The 20,522-nt window shown below is 68.0% G+C and carries 17 protein-coding genes and 1 tRNA gene; 13 read left to right on the top strand and 5 right to left on the bottom strand.

What is annotated here, in order from left to right; all coding sequences use genetic code 11:
- Window positions 1-34: 34 nt before the first annotated feature.
- The 4 genes from AC6LJ9_RS04290 to AC6LJ9_RS04275 form a co-directional block, all read right to left on the bottom strand.
- Window positions 35-1,231: an MFS transporter gene (locus tag AC6LJ9_RS04290; protein WP_498146561.1), complete on the bottom strand. Its 1,197-nt coding sequence runs from the start codon at window positions 1,229-1,231 to the stop codon at window positions 35-37.
- A 243-nt stretch (window positions 1,232-1,474) separates the two neighbouring features.
- Window positions 1,475-3,373, bottom strand: a complete 1,899-nt coding sequence (gene htpG / locus AC6LJ9_RS04285) for a molecular chaperone HtpG (RefSeq protein WP_498146560.1) — start codon at window positions 3,371-3,373, stop codon at window positions 1,475-1,477.
- Window positions 3,374-3,563: 190 nt separating this feature from the next.
- Entirely contained in the window at window positions 3,564-3,944 is a 381-nt protein-coding gene (locus AC6LJ9_RS04280) for a hypothetical protein (protein WP_498146559.1), read from the bottom strand.
- Window positions 3,945-3,958: 14 nt separating this feature from the next.
- Window positions 3,959-5,368 (bottom strand): DKNYY domain-containing protein, encoded by a 1,410-nt coding sequence (locus tag AC6LJ9_RS04275; protein ID WP_498146558.1) that lies wholly within the window; start codon window positions 5,366-5,368, stop codon window positions 3,959-3,961.
- A 195-nt stretch (window positions 5,369-5,563) separates the two neighbouring features.
- On the opposite strand from AC6LJ9_RS04275, the gene AC6LJ9_RS04270 reads away from it, so the two are divergent.
- The 6 genes from AC6LJ9_RS04270 to AC6LJ9_RS04245 all read left to right on the top strand — a co-directional run bounded on the left by AC6LJ9_RS04270 (window position 5,564) and on the right by AC6LJ9_RS04245 (window position 9,991).
- Entirely contained in the window at window positions 5,564-6,955 is a 1,392-nt protein-coding gene (locus AC6LJ9_RS04270) for a uracil-xanthine permease family protein (protein ID WP_498146557.1), read from the top strand.
- Between the two features lie 225 nt (window positions 6,956-7,180).
- Window positions 7,181-7,265: transfer RNA gene (locus AC6LJ9_RS04265), tRNA-Leu, on the top strand.
- Between the two features lie 381 nt (window positions 7,266-7,646).
- Entirely contained in the window at window positions 7,647-7,928 is a 282-nt protein-coding gene (locus AC6LJ9_RS04260; protein ID WP_392408810.1) for a type II toxin-antitoxin system HigB family toxin, read from the top strand.
- Complete coding sequence (locus tag AC6LJ9_RS04255) at window positions 7,916-8,365, top strand: helix-turn-helix domain-containing protein (protein WP_103271235.1); 450 nt, start codon at window positions 7,916-7,918, stop codon at window positions 8,363-8,365. The genes AC6LJ9_RS04260 and AC6LJ9_RS04255 overlap by 13 nt, the downstream gene beginning before the upstream one ends.
- A gap of 146 nt (window positions 8,366-8,511) precedes the next feature.
- Window positions 8,512-9,528, top strand: a complete 1,017-nt coding sequence (locus AC6LJ9_RS04250) for an amino acid ABC transporter substrate-binding protein (protein WP_498146556.1) — start codon at window positions 8,512-8,514, stop codon at window positions 9,526-9,528.
- Window positions 9,529-9,709: 181 nt separating this feature from the next.
- Window positions 9,710-9,991, top strand: a complete 282-nt coding sequence (locus tag AC6LJ9_RS04245; protein ID WP_103271237.1) for a peptidylprolyl isomerase — start codon at window positions 9,710-9,712, stop codon at window positions 9,989-9,991.
- Between the two features lie 67 nt (window positions 9,992-10,058).
- Here AC6LJ9_RS04245 and AC6LJ9_RS04240 read toward each other — a convergent pair whose 3' ends face one another.
- Window positions 10,059-10,703, bottom strand: coding sequence for a TetR/AcrR family transcriptional regulator (locus AC6LJ9_RS04240; RefSeq protein WP_498146555.1), 645 nt, complete (start codon window positions 10,701-10,703; stop codon window positions 10,059-10,061).
- A gap of 223 nt (window positions 10,704-10,926) precedes the next feature.
- On the opposite strand from AC6LJ9_RS04240, the gene AC6LJ9_RS04235 reads away from it, so the two are divergent.
- The 7 genes from AC6LJ9_RS04235 (at window position 10,927) to AC6LJ9_RS04205 (ending at window position 20,406) form a co-directional block, all read left to right on the top strand.
- Window positions 10,927-12,705 carry an ABC transporter ATP-binding protein gene (locus AC6LJ9_RS04235; RefSeq protein WP_498146554.1) on the top strand — a complete coding sequence of 593 codons (1,779 nt, stop codon included), beginning with the start codon at window positions 10,927-10,929 and terminating at the stop codon, window positions 12,703-12,705.
- The gene (locus tag AC6LJ9_RS04230) at window positions 12,699-14,462 is read left to right on the top strand and encodes an ABC transporter ATP-binding protein (protein ID WP_498146553.1); all 1,764 of its coding nucleotides are present in this window, start codon (window positions 12,699-12,701) and stop codon (window positions 14,460-14,462) included. Before AC6LJ9_RS04235 ends, AC6LJ9_RS04230 begins: the two co-directional genes overlap by 7 nt.
- On the top strand, window positions 14,462-15,403 hold the full coding sequence (locus AC6LJ9_RS04225) for an ABC transporter permease (protein WP_498146552.1): 942 nt from the start codon (window positions 14,462-14,464) through the stop codon (window positions 15,401-15,403). Before AC6LJ9_RS04230 ends, AC6LJ9_RS04225 begins: the two co-directional genes overlap by 1 nt.
- Window positions 15,400-16,350: an iron chelate uptake ABC transporter family permease subunit gene (locus tag AC6LJ9_RS04220; RefSeq protein WP_498146551.1), complete on the top strand. Its 951-nt coding sequence runs from the start codon at window positions 15,400-15,402 to the stop codon at window positions 16,348-16,350. The genes AC6LJ9_RS04225 and AC6LJ9_RS04220 overlap by 4 nt, the downstream gene beginning before the upstream one ends.
- The gene (locus AC6LJ9_RS04215; protein ID WP_498146550.1) at window positions 16,347-17,117 is read left to right on the top strand and encodes an iron ABC transporter ATP-binding protein; all 771 of its coding nucleotides are present in this window, start codon (window positions 16,347-16,349) and stop codon (window positions 17,115-17,117) included. Before AC6LJ9_RS04220 ends, AC6LJ9_RS04215 begins: the two co-directional genes overlap by 4 nt.
- Window positions 17,114-18,091: a siderophore ABC transporter substrate-binding protein gene (locus tag AC6LJ9_RS04210; RefSeq protein ID WP_498146549.1), complete on the top strand. Its 978-nt coding sequence runs from the start codon at window positions 17,114-17,116 to the stop codon at window positions 18,089-18,091. The genes AC6LJ9_RS04215 and AC6LJ9_RS04210 overlap by 4 nt, the downstream gene beginning before the upstream one ends.
- A gap of 92 nt (window positions 18,092-18,183) precedes the next feature.
- Window positions 18,184-20,406 carry a TonB-dependent receptor gene (locus tag AC6LJ9_RS04205; protein WP_498146548.1) on the top strand — a complete coding sequence of 741 codons (2,223 nt, stop codon included), beginning with the start codon at window positions 18,184-18,186 and terminating at the stop codon, window positions 20,404-20,406.
- The last annotated feature ends 116 nt before the right edge of the window (window positions 20,407-20,522 follow it).

The raw sequence follows: 20,522 nt of genomic DNA, 5'->3' as shown, positions 1-20,522 counted from the left end.
CGGACGCCCGTGCGGCGTCCGCCCAACCGGTCCCTCAGCAGGCCTGCGCGGCCAGCTTGCGGCGCTGGTTGCTGGCGCGTTGCAACAGCACCAGCGCCAGCCCGGCCACGGCGATCAGCGCGCCGGCCACCGGCACCGCCGCATAGCCCATGCCCGCCGAGATCACCGCGCCGCCGGCCGCCGCGCCCAGCGCATTGCCCAGGTTGAAGGCGCCCACGTTCACCGACGAGGCCAGCCCCGGCGCCTCGGTGGCGGCGCGCATCACGCGCATCTGCAGCGGCGGCACCACGGCGAAGGTGCCGAAGCCGAAGATCAACAGGCCCACGGCCGCGCCGACCTGCGTGGACGCCAGCCACGGAAAGGCCAGCATGTCCACGATCACCAGCACCAGGAAGGCGATCAGGCTGCCGTCCAGCGAACGGTCGGCATAGCGCCCGCCCGCCGTGTTGCCGATGGTGAAGCCGATGCCGATCAGCACCAGCATGGCGGTCACGAAGCCGGGCGACGCGCCGGTCAGCTCGGCCAGCGTCGGCGCCACATACGTGTACAGCGTGAACATCGCGCCGGCGCCCAGCACCGTGGTCAACAGCGCCACCAGCACCACCGGGCTCTTGAGCACGGCCAGCTCGCGCCTGAGGTCCGGACGGCGGCCCGCCTCGCCGGCCGGCAGCGCGGTCCACAGCGCCAGCATCGCCACCAGGCCGAGCACGGCGGTGGCGGCGAAGGACATGCGCCAGCCGATCACCTGCCCCAGCCACGTCGCCGCCGGCACGCCGCCCACGTTGGCGATGGTCAGCCCCAGGAACATGGTGGCGACCGCGCTGGCCTGCTTGTGGCGCGGCACCACACTGGCCGCCACCAGCGAACCCAGGCCGAAGAAGGCGCCATGGTTCAGGCTGGTGACCAGCCGCGCCAGCAGCAGCGTGGTGTAGTTGGGCGCCATCGCCGACAGCAGGTTGCCCAGCGTGAAGATCGCCATCAGCGCGATCAGCGCCTTGCGCCTCGACCAGCGCGACAGCGCCAGCGTCATCAGCGGCGCGCCCAGCATCACGCCGATGGCGTAGGCGCTAACCAGCATGCCGGCGCTGGGAATGGACACGTCCACGCCTTCGGCGATCACGGGCAGCAGGCCCATGGGCGAGAACTCGGTCACGCCGATGCCGAAGGCGCCGACGGCCAGGGCCAGCAGGGGCAGGCCGCCCTTGTTGGCGGGGGTTTCAGGGCTTGTCATGCGCAGTTCCTTGGAGTCGTTGGTTCCCGGGGCGAGTCGCGCGCCTGGACGGCTCGACGGCCGCTGCATGCGTGGAAACCCTTAGGAGAGATGGGCGCAGTATGACGGGAGGATCATTGCGGAAAAAGCCCGGCGTTTGCCAAACACCTTTGACTCCCGGTCATGAATCCGGCCCGGGCCTGTATCCCCGGAAAAGAAAAAGGGCGCCCCGCAGGACGCCCCCTTCCCTACCCCACGCCCCGCCTACTTAAGCAGCAGCGCGTTCAAGCGCTTGACGAAGGCCGCCGGATCGGCGATCTGGGCGCCTTCGGCCAGCAGCGCCTGGTCCAGCAGCAGCCGGGCCCACTGGTCGAACTCGCCGTCCTGGGCCGCGCGGATGCGGGCCAGCAGCGGATGCTCGGGGTTGATCTCCAGCACCGGCTTGACGTTGGGCGCTTCCTGGCCGGCGGCCTTGAGCATGCGCAGCAGGTGCGGGCTGAGTTCGTTCTGGCCCACCACCACGCAAGCCGGGGAGTCCACCAGGCGCAGCGTCACGCGCACTTCCTTGACCTGGTCTTCCAGCGTCTTCTGCAGGCGCTCGACCAGCGGCTTGAAGTCCTCGGCCACTTCGGCCTGGTGCTTCTTTTCTTCCTCGTCGGCCAGCTCGGCCAGGTCCAGGCCGCCCTTGGCCACCGAGACCAGCGACTTGCCGTCGAACTCGCGCAGGTACGACAGCATCCATTCGTCGACGCGGTCGGACAGCAGCAGCACCTCGATGCCCTTCTTGCGGAAGATCTCCAGGTGCGGGCTGTTGCTGGCGGCGGCGAAGGTGTCGGCGGTGACGTAGTAGATCTTGTCCTGGCCTTCCTTCATGCGCGCCACGTAGTCGGCGAAGGACACGGTCTGCGCCTGGTCGCCGCTATGGGTCGAGGCGAAGCGCATCAGCTTGGCGATGCGTTCCTGGTTGGCCTGGTCCTCGCCGGCGCCTTCCTTCAGCACCTGGCCGAACTCGGACCAGAACGCGGCGTAGTCGTCCTGGCGGTTCTCGGCCAGGTCTTCCAGCAGCGACAGGATGCGCTTGGCCGAGCCTTCGCGGATGGCGCGCACGTCGCGGCTTTCCTGCAGGATCTCGCGCGACACGTTCAGCGGCAGGTCGGCCGAATCGATCACCCCGCGCACGAAGCGCAGGTACGAGGGCAGCAGCTGGTCGGCGTCGTCCATGATGAAGACGCGCTTGACGTAGAGCTTCACGCCACGGCGGCCGTCGCGGTCCCACAGATCCATGGGCGCGTGCTTGGGCACGTACAGCAGCTGGGTGTATTCGCTGCGGCCTTCGACGCGGTTGTGGGTCCAGGCCAGCGGGTCGTCGTAGTCGTGCGAGACGGTCTTGTAGAACTCGCGATACTGTTCCTCGGTCACGTCGGACTTGCTGCGGGCCCACAGCGCGTTGGCCTGGTTCACCGTTTCCAGCTCGTCGGTCTTGACCTGCTCGCCCTTCTCCTGATCCCACTCTTCCTTCTGCATGCGGATCGGCAGCGAGATGTGGTCGGAATAGCGGCGCAGGATCTCGCGCAGCTTCCAGCCGTTGAGCAGCTCGTCCTCGTCGGCGCGCAGGTGCAGCGTGACGTCGGTGCCGCGGCTGGATTTTTCAGCGGCGGCGATGGTGAATTCGCCCTGGCCGTCGGATTCCCACCGGATCGCGTCGGCCGAACCGGCGCGGCGGCTGACCACGCTGACCTTGTCGGCCACGATGAACGAGGAATAGAAGCCCACGCCGAACTGGCCGATGAGCTGCGCGTCCTTCTGCTTGTCGCCGGTCAGCTGCGAGAAGAACTCGCGCGTGCCCGAGCGGGCGATGGTGCCCAGGTTGGCCACGGCTTCCTCGCGCGACAGGCCGATGCCGTTGTCCGAGATGGTGATGGTGCGGGCATCCTTGTCGTAGCGGACCGTGATGCCCAGCTCGCTATCGCCTTCCAGCAGCGCCGGCTGGTCGATGGCTTCGAAGCGCAGCTTGTCGCAAGCGTCCGAGGCGTTCGACACCAGCTCGCGCAGGAAGATTTCCTTGTTGCTGTACAGCGAATGGATCATCAGGTGCAGCAGCTGCTTCACCTCGGCCTGGAAGCCCAGGGTTTCGGACGCGGACGGCGTGGCGGTTTGGCTCATGGGTATCGGCGTGTATGTTGGAAATTTAGGGACGGAATATTTGGACCAGACCGCGCAAGGCTGCGCGGCGGCCGGGAAACCCTACTGATGTGGGGGCCAATCGCGGACTTTCAAGGGCGGGCGGCTGATCCGCTCCAGCCGGCTTGCGCGGCGGGCCAGCGACCGTCACCCCGCCCGCTCGCTGCCCGGGTCAGCCGCGATACTCGCTGGCGATGCCGCTGTCCGTCAGCTGCCGCCGCAGCGTCTCGATGCAGGCCTCCAGCTCCGCCCTGGGCGCGCGGCGAAAGCGGATGTTGTCGACGCTGAAGATGTATTCCCCGCTGCTGCCGGCGTGCCGGGTCTGGACGACGAAGGCGCCGACGTAGCCGGCTCGTTCCGACCCTTGCGCCGAGAACACCACGCGCTCGATGTCGCCCAGCGGATAGCGCCGGCTGACGACGCGGCCCGCCACCAGGTGACCATCCTCGATCCGGAAGGCATGGGCGCGCTTGACCGCGGCCAGGCCCGCCAGCGGGCCGCCGATACACAACACCAGCAGGACGATCAGGAACAGGGCGATGGTCGTGTTCATTGCGTTGAATCGGCCTAGAAAATCGAGAAGATCTTGCGGTAGCGCGTCTTGGCTTCCAGCACGGTCTCGTACTGCGGCACCGCCAGCTTGCCGCCGCGGATCAGCTTGCGGATATCGTCGGCCGTGATCTGCCGCGTCTCTTGCGAGCGCAAGAGGAAGTCCGCCGCGACAGGGTCCATGATCTGGTAGATCGGGTTGGAGATGAGCTGCGATGGCCCCATCTCGTCGAAGTAGTAGAGCGTGCCGCCCTTCTGCCAGACCGTGCCGAAGTTGTGATACACGACGCCGCGCTTGATCCACGCGCCATCCGGCGCGTCCCGCAGCCGGTTGACCAGCGTCGAGCGCGACACCAGCCCGCCGCCGCTGCCTCGGGTGGAACGGGCCCAGGCTTCCTCCGCCCGCAGGAACAGCGTCTGCTTGCCGTCCGAATAGACATAGGGCGACAGCTCGGCATACGCCCCCGAGGCGAAGGGATCGTCGCCCGCGCGCTCCAGCTGCCGCGCCTGCGTGTTGTAGAAATAGAGGCCGTCCTTGCTGGCGAACAGCGCCTGGTAGACGTGCCGGCCTTTCTCGTTGATCAGCCGGTACGGCGCATGCGTGGCGTCGAAGGGCTGCGCGCCCACGTACACCATGCCGTCGCGCGGGTCGCGCAGATAGGGCTGCTGGTACAGGTCGCCCACCATGAAGGCGTGCAGCGCGGGATTATCCGACAGCGGCAGCGGCTGCTGGTGGAAATAGACGCGGCTTCCATCGGCGAAGAAATCATCGCTGGGCCGCACGTCGCCATCCCGGCCCGCCGGTACGCGCCGGAGCGTGGCGGGGTTCGCCTGGGGCATCTCCAGGCCCCGGTAGAACGCGCGCGCGCCGTCGGTGGCCAGGTCGCGGTCCAGCAACGGCCGGTAGGGCCGGGCGCTGGCCGGCAGGGCCACGTAGGGATACAAGTAGGTCTGCGGCTTGGGCCCCGCGCCGGCCCGGTGCTGGATCTTCTGCCAGAACTCGTCCAGCGGCTCCAGCTCCCGGTTGAGCCTGCTGTGCATCGAACAGAAGTAGGTGGCCGCGCCATCGCTGAAGTAGCTGTTGCCCAGGTAGCGCGCCGATGCCGGCCGCAGGTCCGGCAGGATCAGGTTGCCGCAGTACACGTGGCGCTGGTCCCGGCCCGCCTGCCTGCCGTCGAAGGCGCCGGTGTCGAAGGCCTGGAAGCTCGCCGGGTCCGCCGCGTCGATGCGGTAGTAGCCGTTGCTGGGCACGGCGGCATAGACGACATCCTGGTAGCGCTTGTAGATGCTGTTGCCATAGGACTGCCCGTGGTCGATGGTGGCGAAGTTCTCGTCATCGCCCGACATCAACCAGAACAGCAGGAACATGGGCAGGATCGCGACGATCAGCACGATCGTGATGACGATCCGTTTGGCTCTTTTTTGCATGGCGTGGCGGTCCGGCGGGCGCGGTTGCGCGCCCTGGCCGGCCCTGGGTTGGCGGCAAGGGATTCTAGCAAGCGGCCCGTCCCCGACCGACTCAGCGTCGACGCCCTGCGACGGGTGGGGCACGCTGCGGGGGCTTCCCCGCTAAAATCCCGCACTTTCCTCCCATCCCTCCCGTCCCTGGCCGGCCCATCCGCCATGCAACCCGCCTCCCTGACCCAACCCGCCCCCCACGACGCGCACGACGCCGACGCCCCCAGCCACGACCTGGTCTACGGCCCCGACGATCGCCCCGCCGCCCCTGTCGCCTTTCTCGCCGCCCTGCAGCACCTGCTGGCTATCCTGGTGCCCATCGTCACCCCCGGCCTGCTGATCTGCCAGGCGCTGGGCGTGTCCAGCCGCGACACCACGCTGATCGTGTCCATGTCGCTGGTCATCTCCGGCATCGCCACCTATGTGCAGTGCAAGCGCTTCGGCCCGCTGGGCGCGGGGCTGCTGATCGTGCAGGGCACCAGCTTCAACTTCGTCGGCCCGCTGATCGCCGGCGGCACCCTGATGGTCAAGCAAGGCACGCCGGTCGAGGCCGTCATGGCCACGATCTTCGGCGTGGTCATCGCCGGTTCCTTCGTGGAAATGGGCGTCTCGCGCATCCTGCCCTTCGTCAAGCGCCTGATCACGCCGCTGGTCACCGGCATCGTGGTGCTGCTGATCGGCCTGACGCTGATCAAGGTCGGCCTGGTCAGCATGGGCGGCGGCTTCGGCGCCATGGCCAACGGCACCTTCGCCAGCGCCGAGAACCTGGCGCTGTCGGGCCTGGTGCTGGGCACCATCATCCTGCTGAACCGCGTGCCCGTGGTCTGGGTGCGCAGCACGGCGCTGGTCATCGCGCTGGCCGTCGGCTACCTGGCCGCCGCCTGGATGGGCCGCCTGGACTTCACCGGCGCGCGCGAAGCCGCGCTGTTCCAGGTGCCCACGCCGCTGCACTTCGGCCTGGGCTTCTCGTGGTCGCTGTTCGTGCCGATGCTGATCATCTATCTGGTCACCTCGCTCGAAGCCATCGGCGACGTGACCGCCACCAGCAAGGTGTCCAAGCAGCCCGTCGAAGGCCCGCTGTGGATGCAGCGCATCAAGGGCGGCGTGCTGGTCAACGGCGCCAACTCGCTGCTGGCCGGCGTATTCAACACCTTCCCCAGCTCGGTGTTCGCGCAGAACAACGGCGTCATCCAGCTCACCGGCATCGCCAGCCGCCACGTCGGCCTGTGGATCGCCGGCATGCTGGTGGTGCTGGGCCTGTTCCCGGCCGTGGCCGGCGTGCTGCAGGCCGTGCCCGAACCCGTGCTGGGCGGCGCCGCCATGGTGATGTTCGGCGCCGTGGCCGCCTCGGGCATCAACATCCTGGCCGGCATCCGCCTGGACCGCCGCGCCCTGCTCATCATCGCCGTGTCGCTGGCCCTGGGCCTGGGCGTGTCGCAAGTGCCGGAAATCCTGTCGCACCTGCCGCACGCGGTGAAGAGCGTGCTGGAATCTGGCGTGGCGACCGGCGGCATCTGCGCGCTGGTGATGAACTGGTTCCTGCCTGAGAAGAAGTAGACGGGTGCGGGCCGGGCGACACAACCGTCCGGCGCCTTACCGCTACCGGCGAGGCTTGCTACCCGGCGAGCCGCCGGCAACGCCCTGCCCGGGGCCGCCGCCTGACAATTTTTCCCAGGCCGCATATAATCGCGGTCTTCGCTTCTCCCGCAGCCGTCTTTCGGGCATCAGCCCAGGCATGGTGCCAAAGCATCTTGCCAACCCCGACGCGCTCGCGACCCTCCTGCCCGAGTGGTGAAATTGGTAGACGCAGGGGACTCAAAATCCCCCGCCGCAAGGCGTGCCGGTTCGATTCCGGCCTCGGGCACCATCTTCTGATCTTCCCGCGCAAATCGTGCATCGTGGAAGATCCCGCAATACCAGCCCCCCCCGGATGTAGCAGACCTGCCGCGCGCCTAAGGCACGCACAACCCTGCACGGTCCGATGCGCCTGCCACAAGCGCAGCCCGGAGCACGCAGCCGTCCTGGCCATTCGTCGGCAGATTGGGGGCTTGCACATGCAGATCAAACCTGCCCTCTGCGATACGCGATCGGTACAGTGCTGCTGCGCGTCATCGCAACATCGTGATGGCATCCGCTTCAACATCGCCCCCGACGACAGGACGTTCCAACCCACGCTGATGGATGGTCGGGCCACACCTATCATTATCTGTCATTGCAATTTTTATTTGAATTTGCGATATTCATGCCTATGCACATCATCTCCAAGCAAGCATTGCGCGAGTTCTGGGCACATCATCCCGGATCCGCCAATGCGCTGGCCCATTGGCATACCACGCTGATGCATGCCCGGGCCGCCGATTTCTCGATGCTGAAGAGGGTGTTCAACACCGTCGACTGGGTGAATGGATACGTTGTTTTCAACGTCGGGGGCAACAAGTACCGCATCGTTGCCGACATCATGTTCCGGTCGCAAACCGTCTTCATCAAGCATGTCTTTACGCACAAGGAGTACGACTCATGGCAGCCGTAATCCCACATCTGGCCGAGTTGGCCCGCAGTTATGACGCATTCCGCACGGTGGCAGGCGTAGGCGCGATCCGCAGCGAAGCAGACCACCGCCGCGCCTTGGCGTTGATTGAAGCCATTCTCGACGAAACCCGCGACACGCCCGCGCGCGAAGACGCCTCGCATCCGCTGGCCGATCTGCTGGATCTGCTGACGGCGGCAGTGCATGAGTACGAGGCCGACCACTACGCCATCCCGGTCTCATCGCCCCGTGAGGTGCTGCGCTTCCTGATGGATCAACATGGGCTCACTCAGTCCGACCTGCCCGAAGTCGGTAGTCAAAGCGTGATCTCCGAGATCCTGGCGGGACGCAGGACGTTCAATACCCGGCAGATTGCCGCCCTGGTGCAACGATTCCATGTAGCTGCTGACGCCTTCATCGAGCACGATGCCGCGCGCTAGCGATCGCGCCCGCCCCGTAAATTCCGCTCCTTGGACTTAAAGGGAATTCCCCGATACTCCCCTCCAGGACCCGTCGCTACCATTCGCCGCACTTCAGCCTCCCGGCTGACGCGAAAACAGACATATCCCTGCAGTACGGAGACACCATGAAAGCACTGAAACTTGCCGCGGCGGGCGCCGCGCTGTTCGTTTCGTCCTGGAGCGCCCACGCTGGCGCGACGTTCGACAGCATCAAGAACAAGGGCTTCGTCCAGTGCGGCGTGTCCACCGGCGTGTCGGGCCTGTCGGCCAACGACAGCAAGGGCGACTGGGTCGGCCTGGACGTGGACCTGTGCCGCGCGATCGCCATCACCCTGTTCGGCGATGCGTCCAAGGCCAAGATCCTGTCCATCAGCGCGTTGCAGCGCTTCACCGCCCTGCAGTCCGGCGAAGTGGATGTACTGACCCGCAACACCACGCTCTCGCTGACGCGCGACACCACGCTGGGCCTGATCGGCGTGGGCGTGAACTACTACGACAGCCAGGGCATCATGGTGAACAAGTCCCTGAACGTCAAAAGCGCCAAGGAACTGGACGGTGCCACGGTCTGCGTGCAGCCCGGCACCACCACCGAGCTGAACCTGGCCGACTGGTTCCGCGCGCAAGGCATCGCGTTCAAGCCCGTCGTGGTCGAGCGCCTGGACGAGATCATCCGCTCGTTCGCCGTGGGTCGCTGCGACGCCTTCACCGGCGACAAATCCCAGCTGGCCGCCGCGCGCAGCACGCTGGCCAATCCCGATCAGTACATGATCCTGCCCGAGAACTTCTCCAAGGAGCCGCTCGGCCCCATGGTGCGCCAGGGCGACGAGCAGTGGTTCAACATCGTGCGCTGGACCATGTACGCGATGATGGAAGCCGAGGAATACGGCATCACCTCCAAGAACGTGGACGAAATGCTGAAAAGCACCAACCCCAACGTGCAGCGCCTGCTGGGCGTGACCCCGGGCATGGGCAAGAACCTGGGCGTGGATGACAAGTGGGCCTACAACATCATCAAGCGCATCGGCAACTACGGCGAAAGCTACGAGAAAAACCTGGGCGAGAGCAGCCCGCTGAAGCTGCCGCGCGGCCTGAACGCCTCGTATCGCGATGGCGGCCTGATTTACGGCTGGCCAGTGCGCTAGCGCCACGGCGCCGATGACGGCGCCCACCGCATGCATCGGGACGCCTGCCTTTGCCGGCGTCCCTTTTTTTGACCACTGGAAACCACTGCGGCAACGCGCGCCGTCTATGATGGCTGGGCGCCGAGTCCGCCCAAATGCGTTACTCTCCCCACCCCAACCGATTTCCCGCAAGGAGCCTCTCATGGCAAAAGCCGCCGCCCGCCACATCCTGGTCTCGACCGAAGCCAAGGCCAACGAACTGAAGACCGCCATCGAGAACGGCGCCGACTTCGCCCAGGTGGCGAAGGAAAACTCCAGCTGCCCGTCCAGCCGCGACGGCGGCAACCTGGGCACCTTCGGCCGTGGCGAGATGGTCAAGGAATTCGACGCCGTGGTGTTCAGCGCCCCGGTCGGCGAGGTCCAGGGCCCGGTCAAGACGCAGTTCGGCTACCACCTGGTCGAAGTGACCAGCCGCCAGGACTGAGCCGTCCCGCAGCGACAGCAAAACGCCGCCAGGAGCGATCCTGGCGGCGTTTTTCATTGCGCCCGGCCTATTGCCGCGCCTGGAACAGCTCCGGGTCGAACGGCTCGGGCTGCGCCAGCACGGCCAGCGCCCCGACGATAAGCGCGTACATGCCCTGCGCGAACTCCGCCTCGACCTGGGCCTCTTCGGTGGCGCGGTCCGGCCTGGCGGCGGGCTCTTCCCCCGCCACCGAATACACCGTGTCGGCCACGGCGATGCAGTGGAACGCCACCGTCGCCAGCAGCACGCGCGCCTGGTCCGGCGGCACGCCGTAGACGCGCGCGACCTCCGTCTGGTGGCCGTGGATCTTGGCCATCATGGGCTGGGTCGTGACCGACGGGCGCAGCAGGTACGGCGCCAGTCCGGGATGCGTCTTGACCATGTCGCGCAGCGAGATGACCAGCGCGACCAGGTAGTCCCTCAGTTCGGGATGGGTATCGGCGCCGGCATGCGGCACCGGCCAGCGGGTGAAGATCTCCTCGGCCACCATCAGCTTGAGCGCCTCCAGGCTTTCCACCCGCTTGTACAGCGCCATGTGGCTCACCCCCAGCGCGGCGGCGACATTGACGAAGCTGACGTTCGGCAGGCCGACGGCGATGCCGGCATCGGCAATCCGTTCACGCGTGATGGTGCGCGGGCGTCCGCGAGCCGCGGGCGGGGTGTCGGGGGGCATGGAGTCTCCGTGTGATGGGCGGCAACCCGGGGTTCTGCCGCGCCAGCCTCTGAACGGGGAGTTTACTTCGCCGGCCGAATTAGTTTAGTATTCGTAAACTAATTCATCTAATTAGTTCAGATTCTCATTTACATCTGCGTTTCCATGACTATCCCACCCCAGCCTCCGGGGGGCGACCGGGCGGGAAACCCGCCAATTCCGTATTCCTGGATGCCCCTGTTCCATGAGCGCTCGTGACGCGGCCGCGGCCGGCCCAAACCCTCCCTCCCCGATCCGCTGGGCCCTGGCGCCCATCCGCGCCCGCCTGATGCTGGCGGCGGCGCTGGCCGCGACCGGCACCGCGCTGACGCTGGCGCCGCTGGCGGGCATGGTCCGGATCGCGCAGATCGCCCTGGGCGGCGCCGGCGGCGACATCTGGACGCTGGTCATCGCCAGCGTGGCCAGCCTGTTCGCGGGCATGGCGCTGATCCTGGCCGGCGAACTGGCCGCCCACCTGGCCGACAACCGCCTCACCCATCACCTGCGCCTGGCCGCCGCGCGGCGGCTGTCCCGGGTACCGCTGGGCTGGTTCACGCAGCGCGCCTCGGGCGAGGTCAAGCAGGTGCTGCAGGACGACATCGCCACCCTGCACAGCCTGACCGCGCACTTCTACACCGCCGTGGGACGCGCGGCGGGCGCCATCGTCGCGTCGGCGGCCTACCTGTTCGCCATGGACTGGCGCCTGGCCATCGTCGCGCTGCTGCCGTTTCCGGGCTTCTTCCTGTTCCTGCGCCGCGCCATGAAGGCCAGCGGCGCGCATATGCAGGAATTCGTGGAACGGCTCGGCCGCATCAACAGCGCCACGGTCGAGTTCGTCAACGGCATACCCGTGATCAAGGCCTTCGGCGACAGCGGCCGCGCGCATGGCGGCTATCGCGAGGCGGTCGACGGTTTCGCCCGCGCCTTCGCCGCCTTCGCGCGCCCGCTGGTGGGCACCATGGCCCATGCCCACGCGATGATCGCCCCGGTGACGGTGCTGGGCCTGGTGCTGGCCTTCGGCCTGCTGTACGCGCATCTGGGCTGGATGGCGCCGCTGGACGTGCTGCCCTTCGCGCTGGTCGCGCCGGGCATCTGCGCGCCGATGCTGCTGCTGCACACGCTGCTGCATGACCTGGGCGGCGCGGCCGGCGCGGCCCAGCGCGTGCAGGCGCTGCTGCAAACGCCCACGCTGGACGTCCCCGCGCCCGGCCAACAGCAGCAGCCCGACGGCCAGGAAATCCGCTTCGAGGACGTCAGCTACGCCTACGGCCCGGACCATCAGGCGCTGTCGAACCTCAGCTTCACGCTCGCGCCCGGCACGGTCACCGCCGTCGTCGGTCCGTCAGGCGCGGGCAAATCCACGCTGGCGCGGCTGCTGCTGCGCTTCTTCGACCCCACCAGCGGCCGCATCACGCTGGGCGGCGCCGACCTGCGACAGCTCGACAGCACGGCGCTGTACCGCCGCATCGGCTTCGTGCTGCAGGACGTGCGCCTGATCCACGCCAGCGTGCGCGACAACATCGCGCTGGGCCGGCCCTCGGCCAGCCAGGCAGAGATCGAGGACGCCGCGCGCACCGCCAACATCCACGAACGCATCCTGGCGCTGCCGCGCGGCTACGACTCCGTGGTCGGCGAAGACGCCCTGCTGTCGGGCGGCGAACGCCAGCGCGTGAGCATCGCGCGCGCCGTGCTGCTGGATCCGCCCGTGCTGGTGCTGGACGAGGCCACGGCCGCCGCCGATGCCGGCAATGAAGTCGCGATCCAGGACGCCCTGTCGCGCTTCGCGCGGGGCCGCACGCTGCTGGTGATCGCGCACCGGCTCGACACCGTGATGCACGCCGACCGCATCCTGGTACTGGACGGCGGCGTCATCGCCGAACACGGCACGCATGCGCAACTGCTGGCGCAACAGGGCCGCTACGCGCGCCTCTGGGCCATGGGCGGCTACGAGGCGCCCGCGCATCTCCCGGAATTCCCATGCTGAAAACCTTCCTGCAACTGCTGGGCGAAGACGCGCCCGTCTTTCGCCGCTATGCCTGGATGGCCGTGGCGCATGGCCTGCTCTGCGGGCTGACCATCGCCGCGCTGGCGCCGCTGCTCTCGCGGCTGCTGGCCGGCGACCTCGGCGGCGCCGCGCGCTGGCTGGCCGCGCTGCTGACTGGCGTGGTCGCCTGCTGGGCGTGGCGCCGCCGGGTTGAACAGGCCGGCGTGCGCGTCGGCACCACGGTGCTGCAAACCGCGCGCCACCGCCTGGGCGACCATGTGGCCAGCCTGCCGGTAGGCTGGTTCACGCCGCAGAACACGGCGCGCCTGTCCCACATCGTCACGCAAGGCACGATGGCCGTGGCCCAATTGCCCGCGCACGTGTTCACGCCGGTGATCGGCGGCCTGGTGACGCCCTTCGTCATCGTCGCCGCCTTGTTCGCCCTTCACTGGCAGCTGGGGCTGATCGCGCTGGCGGCGCTGCCGCTGCTGGCCGGCGTGCTGTTCCTGACCGGCCGGCTGGCGCGGCACGCGGACGGCGCGTTCCATGAACGCTACGCCGGCGCCAGCCAGCGCATGGTGGAGTTCTCGCAGGCGCAATCGGTGCTGCGCGCCTTCAATGGCGAAGGCGGCGGCATGCGCTTCCTGGAGCAGGCGGTGGACAGGCAACGACAATCGGCGACGCGGCTGATCTTCCTGTCCTCGCTGGCGGCGGTGCTGAACGTATGGGCGATCCAGGCCGTGTTCGCCGCGCTGCTGGTCGCGGCGGCCGTGTGGCTGAACGGCAGCCTGGGCGGCGCCATGGCGACGCCTGACGTGATCGGCGCCATCGTCGCCCTGCTGCTGGTGGGACGCTATATCGATCCGTTGCTGGAAGTGGCCGGCTACGGCGACGCGCTGCGCGGCGCGCGCGGACAGCTCGACGCGATCCGCGACCTGTTCGCTGTCCAGCCGCTGCCCGAGACGGACGCGCCCCGGGCGCCGAGCGACGCCGCCATCGAGCTGCGCGGCCTGCATTTCCGCTACGCGCCCGACGCGGCCGAGGTGTTGCGCGGCATCGATCTGCGCATCGCGCCGGGCAGCATGACCGCGCTGATCGGCCCGTCGGGGTCGGGCAAGACCACGCTGGCGCGGCTGATCGCGCGCTTCTTCGACGCCAGCCAGGGCAGCGTGCTGATCGGCGGCGTCGACGTGCGCAGGATGTCAGGCGCGCAACTGGCCGGCCAGCTCAGCCAGATCTTCCAGGACAGCTATCTGTTCACGGGCAGCATCGCCGACAACATCCGCATCGGCAAGCCCGGCGCCACCGAGGCCGAGCTCATGCAAGCCGCGCGCCAGGCCGGCGTGACGGAGATCGTCGCGCGCCTGCCGCAAGGCATGGACACCCCGGTCGGCGAGGGCGGCGCGCGGCTGTCGGGCGGCGAACGCCAACGCATCGCCATCGCCCGCGCGCTGCTCAAGGACGCTCCCATCCTGCTGGTGGACGAGGCGACCGCGGCGCTGGACGCCGAGAACCAGCACGTCATCGCCGAGACGCTGGCGCGCCTGCGCGGCCGCTGCACGCTGGTCGTGATCGCGCACCAGCTGTCCACCGTGGCGATGGCCGACCAGATCGTGGTGCTGGAAGACGGCCGCGTCGTCGAACAAGGCGCGCCGACGCAACTGCGCGAACGCCAGGGCCGCTATGCCGAGTTCCTGGCCCAGCGCCAGGCGGCCAAGGGCTGGCGCATCACGGCGACCGACGGAGCGCGGCCCTGATGCGTCTGCGCCTGTCCCTGCTGCTGCTCGCATTGAGCTGCGCGTCGGTGCTGATCGGCGCGCGGCAGATGGAATGGCAACAGCTTTTTTCGATGTCGGGCGACGCCTGGCTGACGCTGACCGCCAGCCGGCTGCCGCGCCTGGCGGCGCTGGTGCTGACCGGCGTGGGCCTGTCCGTCTGCGGCGTGATCCTGCAGCACATCGTGCGCAACCGCTTTGTCGAGCCCGGCACATCCGGCGGGCTGGACGCCGCCAAGCTCGGCATCCTGGTGTCGCTGACGCTGGCGCCGGCCGCCGGCACCGCCAGCCGCATGCTGTTCGCGCTGGCCTTCTGCTTCGCGGCCAGCATGGTCTATGTCGCCATCATCCGCCGCATCAAGTTCCGCAACACGGTGCTGGTGCCCGTCGTCGGCCTGATGTATGGCAGCGTGCTCAGCGCCATCGCCGAGTTCTACGCCTACCGCCACAACATCCTGCAAAGCATGCAGGGCTGGCTGCTGGGCGATTTCTCGCGCGTGGTGCAGGGCCGCTACGAAATCCTCTACCTGGTGCTGCCCGTGGTCGCGCTGGCCTATCTGTACGCGCACCGCTTCACCGTGCTGGGCATGGGCGAGGAAATGGCCGCCAGCCTGGGCCTGGGCTACGCCGCCACGGCCGCGCTGGGGCTGGTGCTGGTGGCGGTGACGGTGTCCGCCAGCGTGATCGTGGTGGGCGCGATTCCCTTCATCGGGCTGGTGGTGCCCAATCTGGTCGCGATGCGCTATGGCGAGAACCTGGGCCGCACGCTGCCCATCGTCGCGCTGGGCGGCGCCTCGCTGCTGCTGGCCTGCGATATCGTCGGCCGCCTGCTGATGTACCCGTTCGAAGTGCCGATCGGCCTGACGGCCGGCGGCGTGGGCGGCGTGCTGTTCCTGATACTGATCCTGCGGGGGCTGCGATGAGGCGCGTCTCCCGCCTGTGGCTGATCCTGGCGGCGGTGGCCGCGCTGGCGGCGGTATTCGTGCTGGCGGGTTCCGGCCTGGACATTGGCTACGTGATCCCGAAGCGGCTGGTCCGGCTGGCCGCCATCGTCGTCGGCGGCGTCTGCGTGGCGCTGTCGGCCATCGTGTTCCAGACGCTGGTGAACAACCGCATCCTGACGCCGGCCATCATGGGCTACGAGGCGGTCTACCTGCTGTGGCAGTCGCTGCTCCTGCTGCTGGCCGGCGCGCAGGCCCAGGCGGCGCTGGGCGCGGGCGGCGGCTTCCTCGTGTCGCTGCTGCTGATGCTGGCCTACTCCTGGGGCATCCATCGCTGGCTGCTGCGCGGCGGCCGCAACGACGTGTACCTCCTGCTGCTGGTCGGGCTGGTGCTGACGATGGTGATCGGCACCTTCACGCAGTTCGTGCAGCTGCGCATCAGCCCGGGCGAATTCGCCGTGTTCCAGGGCCTGAGCTATGCCTCGTTCAACCGCGCGCGGCCCGACACGCTGCTCTATGCCGCGCTGGCCGTGGCGGCCGTCTGCCTGGCCTGCCGCAAATCGCTGCCGGTGCTGGACGTGCTGGCGCTGGGCCGCGAACAGTCCCTGTCGCTGGGCGTGGACCATCCGCGCCATGTGCGGCGCTACCTGGCGCTGATCGCCGTGCTGGTGGCGGTGTCGACCAGCCTGATCGGGCCGACGGCCTTCATGGGCATCTTCGTCGCCAACATCGCCTATGCGCTGGCGGGCAGCGTCAGGCATCGGATCGTGCTGCCGCTGGGCTGCGCCATCGCGATCGCCATCTTCCTCGCCGCCCAGCTGCTGGTCGAGCATGTCTTCAACTACAAGACCACCGTCAGCATCCTGGTGAACCTGGTGTGCGGCGCGTACTTCCTGGCGCTGACGGTCCGCGCCCGAGGCACCTCATGATCGCCGTCCGCAATCTCCACAAAGCCTATGGCGCCAAGACGGTGCTGGCCGACGTCAGCTGCGAATTCCCCGCCGGCCGCGTCACCTCGCTGATCGGCCCCAACGGCGCCGGCAAGTCCACCCTCTTGATGCTGATGGCGCGGCTGCACGCGCCCAGCCAGGGCCAGATCCTGCTGGACGGCCGCGACGCCGGCGCCATCCGCATCGCCGACTACGCCAGGCGCGTGGCCACGCTGCGCCAGTCGCCGGGCTTCAACCTGCGCCTGACGGTGGACGAGCTGGTCGCCTTCGGCCGCTTCCCATACAGTCGCGGCGCGCTGACCGCCCAGGACCGCAAGGCCATCGACGAGGCCATCGCCTTCCTGGACCTGGCGCCGCTGCGCCAGTCCTACCTGGACGAACTGAGCGGCGGCCAGCGCCAGATGGCCTTCCTGGCCATGACCATCGCGCAGCAGACCGACGTGCTGCTGCTGGACGAGCCGCTGAACAACCTGGACATGAAGCACGCGGTGCAGATCATGCGCGCGCTGCGCCGCCTGTGCGACGAGCATGGGCGCACCGTGATCCTGGTGATCCACGACATCAATTTCGCGGCCAACTATTCCGATCACATCGTGGCGCTCAAGCATGGCGCGCTGCGTTTCAGCGGCCCGGTCGACGAGGTCGTTACCGAGCCGCGGCTGGGCGAACTGTACGACCTGGATTTCGAGATCGTGCCGAACGGACGCGGCCGTCTCTGCAATTACTTCACCCCCTCTGGAGCATGAGCGTGTACTGGAAGATCAAGCGCCGGGCAGCGGCATCGGCAATGGTTGTGGCGGCCGTCCTGGCAGGTTGCGGCGACGGCCCCGCAGAAGCGCCGAAAGCCGCGAAGGCGCTGGCCGCGCCCGTCACGGTCAAGCACCAGCTGGGCACCACCACGGTCGCCAATGTGCCGCGCAAGGTCGCGGTGCTGGACATGAACGAGGCCGATTTCCTCGACCAGCTCGGCGTGCCGATCGCCGGCATGACCAAGGACTATGTGCCGCACTTCCTGTCCAAATACAAGGACGCGCCCGACGTGCAGGACCTGGGCGCCATCGTGCAGCCCAACCTGGAACGCGTGCACGCGCTCAAGCCCGACCTGATCCTGATCACGCCGATCCAGGCCAATCATTATCAGGAGCTGGCCGAAATCGCGCCCACGCTGCATTTCGACGTGGACTACAAGAACAGCCAGCGCACCCACATCGCCACCGTGAAGCAGCACCTGCTGACGCTGGGCCGCATCTTCGACAAGGAAGCGCTGGCGCGGCAAAAGGCCGCCGAGCTGGACGCCAAGGTGGAAGAAGCCCGGCGCGTGACCGCCGGCCGCCCCGAGAAGGCCATGATCGTGATGCACAACAACGGCGCCTTCAGCGCGTTCGGCGTGCAGTCGCGCTATGCCTTCGTGTTCGACGCCCTGGGCGTGCAGCCCGCCAGCACCGCCGTCGAGACCAGTCTGCACGGCCAGCCGATATCCAGCGAGTTCATCCAGGAGGCCAATCCCGACATCCTCTACGTGGTGGACCGCAGCGCCGTAATGGAGCGCCGTCCCGTCATGGACGCCGAGCGCATGGCCAACCCGCTGCTGCGCCAGACCAATGCCTGGAAGAACGGCCGCGTGGTGTTCGTCGACGCCGACGCCTGGTACATCACCGCCGCCAGCGTGACCTCGCTGAAGCTGCTGATCGATGACGTGATCAAGGGCTATCAACGCTGACCCGGCATCGGGTCCCTGGCTTCCCGCTATTCGCTTTCTTGTCCGGCTCCGGCCGGCAACCGCTACCCCGTTTCGAACGAAAGGAAACTGGCATGACCACACTCGGCCATACACAACGCACCGCCCGGTCCGCCGGACAGGCGGCGCACTCCCGCAACGGCCTGCCCGCGCCGCGCGCCACCGCGCTGTTGCTGGGCCTGACGTTGGGCGCACTGGCGTCCTCCGCGCTGGCGCAGACGAGCGGCAGCGCGGCACCGGCCTCGACGGAGGCGGCAACCCTGGCGCCCATCAAGGTGCAAGGGCATGCCGAGGAAGTCGGCGCCTACGCCGGCGGCCAGGTGGCGACCGGCGGCCGCGTCGGGCTGCTGGGCGACAAGGACTTCATGGAGACGCCGTTCAACACCATCAGCTACACGGACAAGTTCATCGCGGACCGGCAGGCTCGGGATATCACCGACGTGATTTCCGCCACCGATCCCACCGTGTTCAGCAACGGCCAGACCGGCGCCATCAACGAGTTCTATTACATCCGTGGTTTCTCATCGGCCATCGGCGACGTTTCCTTCGGCGGGCTGTACGGCATCTCGCCCTACTACCGGGTCTCGCCCGAGATGTTCGAGCGCATCGACGTGCTGAAGGGCCCGTCCGCGCTGCTCAACGGCATGCCGCCCGGCGGCTCCGTCGGCGGCAGCGTCAACCTGGTGCCCAAGCGCGCCGGCGACGATCCGCTGGCGCGCCTGACAGGCACCTATATGTCCGACGCGCAGTTCGGCACCCATGTGGACCTGGGCCGGCGCTTCGGCGACAACAAGCAGTTCGGCATCCGCTTCAACGGCGTGTACCGCGACGGCGAAGGCGCGATCAACAACCAGAAGCACAAGTCGCAGCTGGGGTCGCTGGGCCTGGACTGGCGCGGCGAGCGCGCCCGCGTCTCGGCCGACCTGTACAGCAGCGAAGACCGCGTCAAGGGCCAGACGCGCGGCATCAGCCTGGCGCCCGGCATCGCCGTGCCCAGGCCGCCCAAGCCCGACACGCTGCTGAACCCGGACTGGGCCTTCGTCGAGACCAAGGATAAGGGCGCTGTCATCCGCGGCGAGTACGACATCAGCGACCGGCTCATGGCCTATGCGGCCTTCGGCGCCAGCAAGACCAACTACAAGCAGAACGGCGCGATCTCGGCCCAGGTGCTGAACCCGGCCGGCGACTTCAAGACGGTCATGGGCCAGCTGGCCTTCGATGTGGAGAAACGCTCGGGCGAACTGGGCCTGAAGGGCAAGCTCGACACCGGTCCGGTCAAGCATCAATGGGCCTTGAACGCCACCCACTACTCGCACACGCAGAACGACTACGGCCGCCGCAGCGTGCCGGGCGCGGACTGGACCACCAACATCTATCACCCGGTCTGGGGCGATGCGCCCGCCTTCATCGCGCCACACATCTCCAAGACCAAGCTGCGCCTGGCCAGCTACGGCCTGGCCGACACGATGTCGTTCGCCGAGGACCGCGTGCAGCTGACGCTGGGCGTGCGCCGCCAGCAGGTGATCAGCGACACCTACAACATCAAGACCGGCGACCGCACCTCGCGCTATGACGAAAGCGCGACCACGCCGGCCGCCGCGATCCTGGTCAAGGTCACAGACCGCGTGTCGGTCTACGCCAACTACATCGAAGGCCTGAGCCAGGGCGCCACCGCGCCCATGACGGCGGCCAACGCCGGCGATGTGTTCGCGCCCTACAAGACCAAGCAGAAGGAAATCGGCCTGAAGCTGGACCTGGGCGACTTCGCCCACACCGTCAGCCTGTACGAGATCAAGCGTCCAAACGGCTACACCGATCCATACACCAACGTCTTTTCCTTCGGCGGCGAACAGCGCAACCGTGGCGTGGAATGGAGCTTCTTCGGCACGCCGTGGACCGGCCTGCGCCTGATGGGCGGCGTGGCCTACGTCGACCCCGAGCTCACCAAGACCGCCGGCGGCGTCAACCAGGGCAAGACCGCCACCGGCGTACCCAAGCTGCAGGGCAAGCTGGGCGTGGAATGGGACGTGCCCGCCGTGCAGGGCTTCACGCTCACCGCCAACGCAACCGCCGCGACCAAGCAGTACATCAGCGCCGACAACTCGCTGTCGGTGCCGGGACGCGTGGTCTATGACGTGGGCGCGCGCTACGCCACCACGGTCGGCAACCACCCCGTGACCTTGCGCGCCAACGTGCTGAACGTGACCAACAAGGCCTACTGGGGCATGCCGCAGCTGACCAGCCTGGGCCTGGGCGCGCCGCGCACGTTCATGCTGTCGGCGACGGTGGATTTCTAGGCACGAGCGCAAGCGCTCCGTCGGCGCCCCTGGGCCGACGGCCGGGCATGTCGCCGGCATGGGTCTGCTGCGGGATGGCCGCAATGCTGGCTTTCCGCCGTCCCCAACCTCCGGTC

Source organism: Achromobacter sp. 1011811831, assembly GCF_059760905.1.
This window is presented reverse-complemented; position numbering and strand designations above follow the sequence as displayed.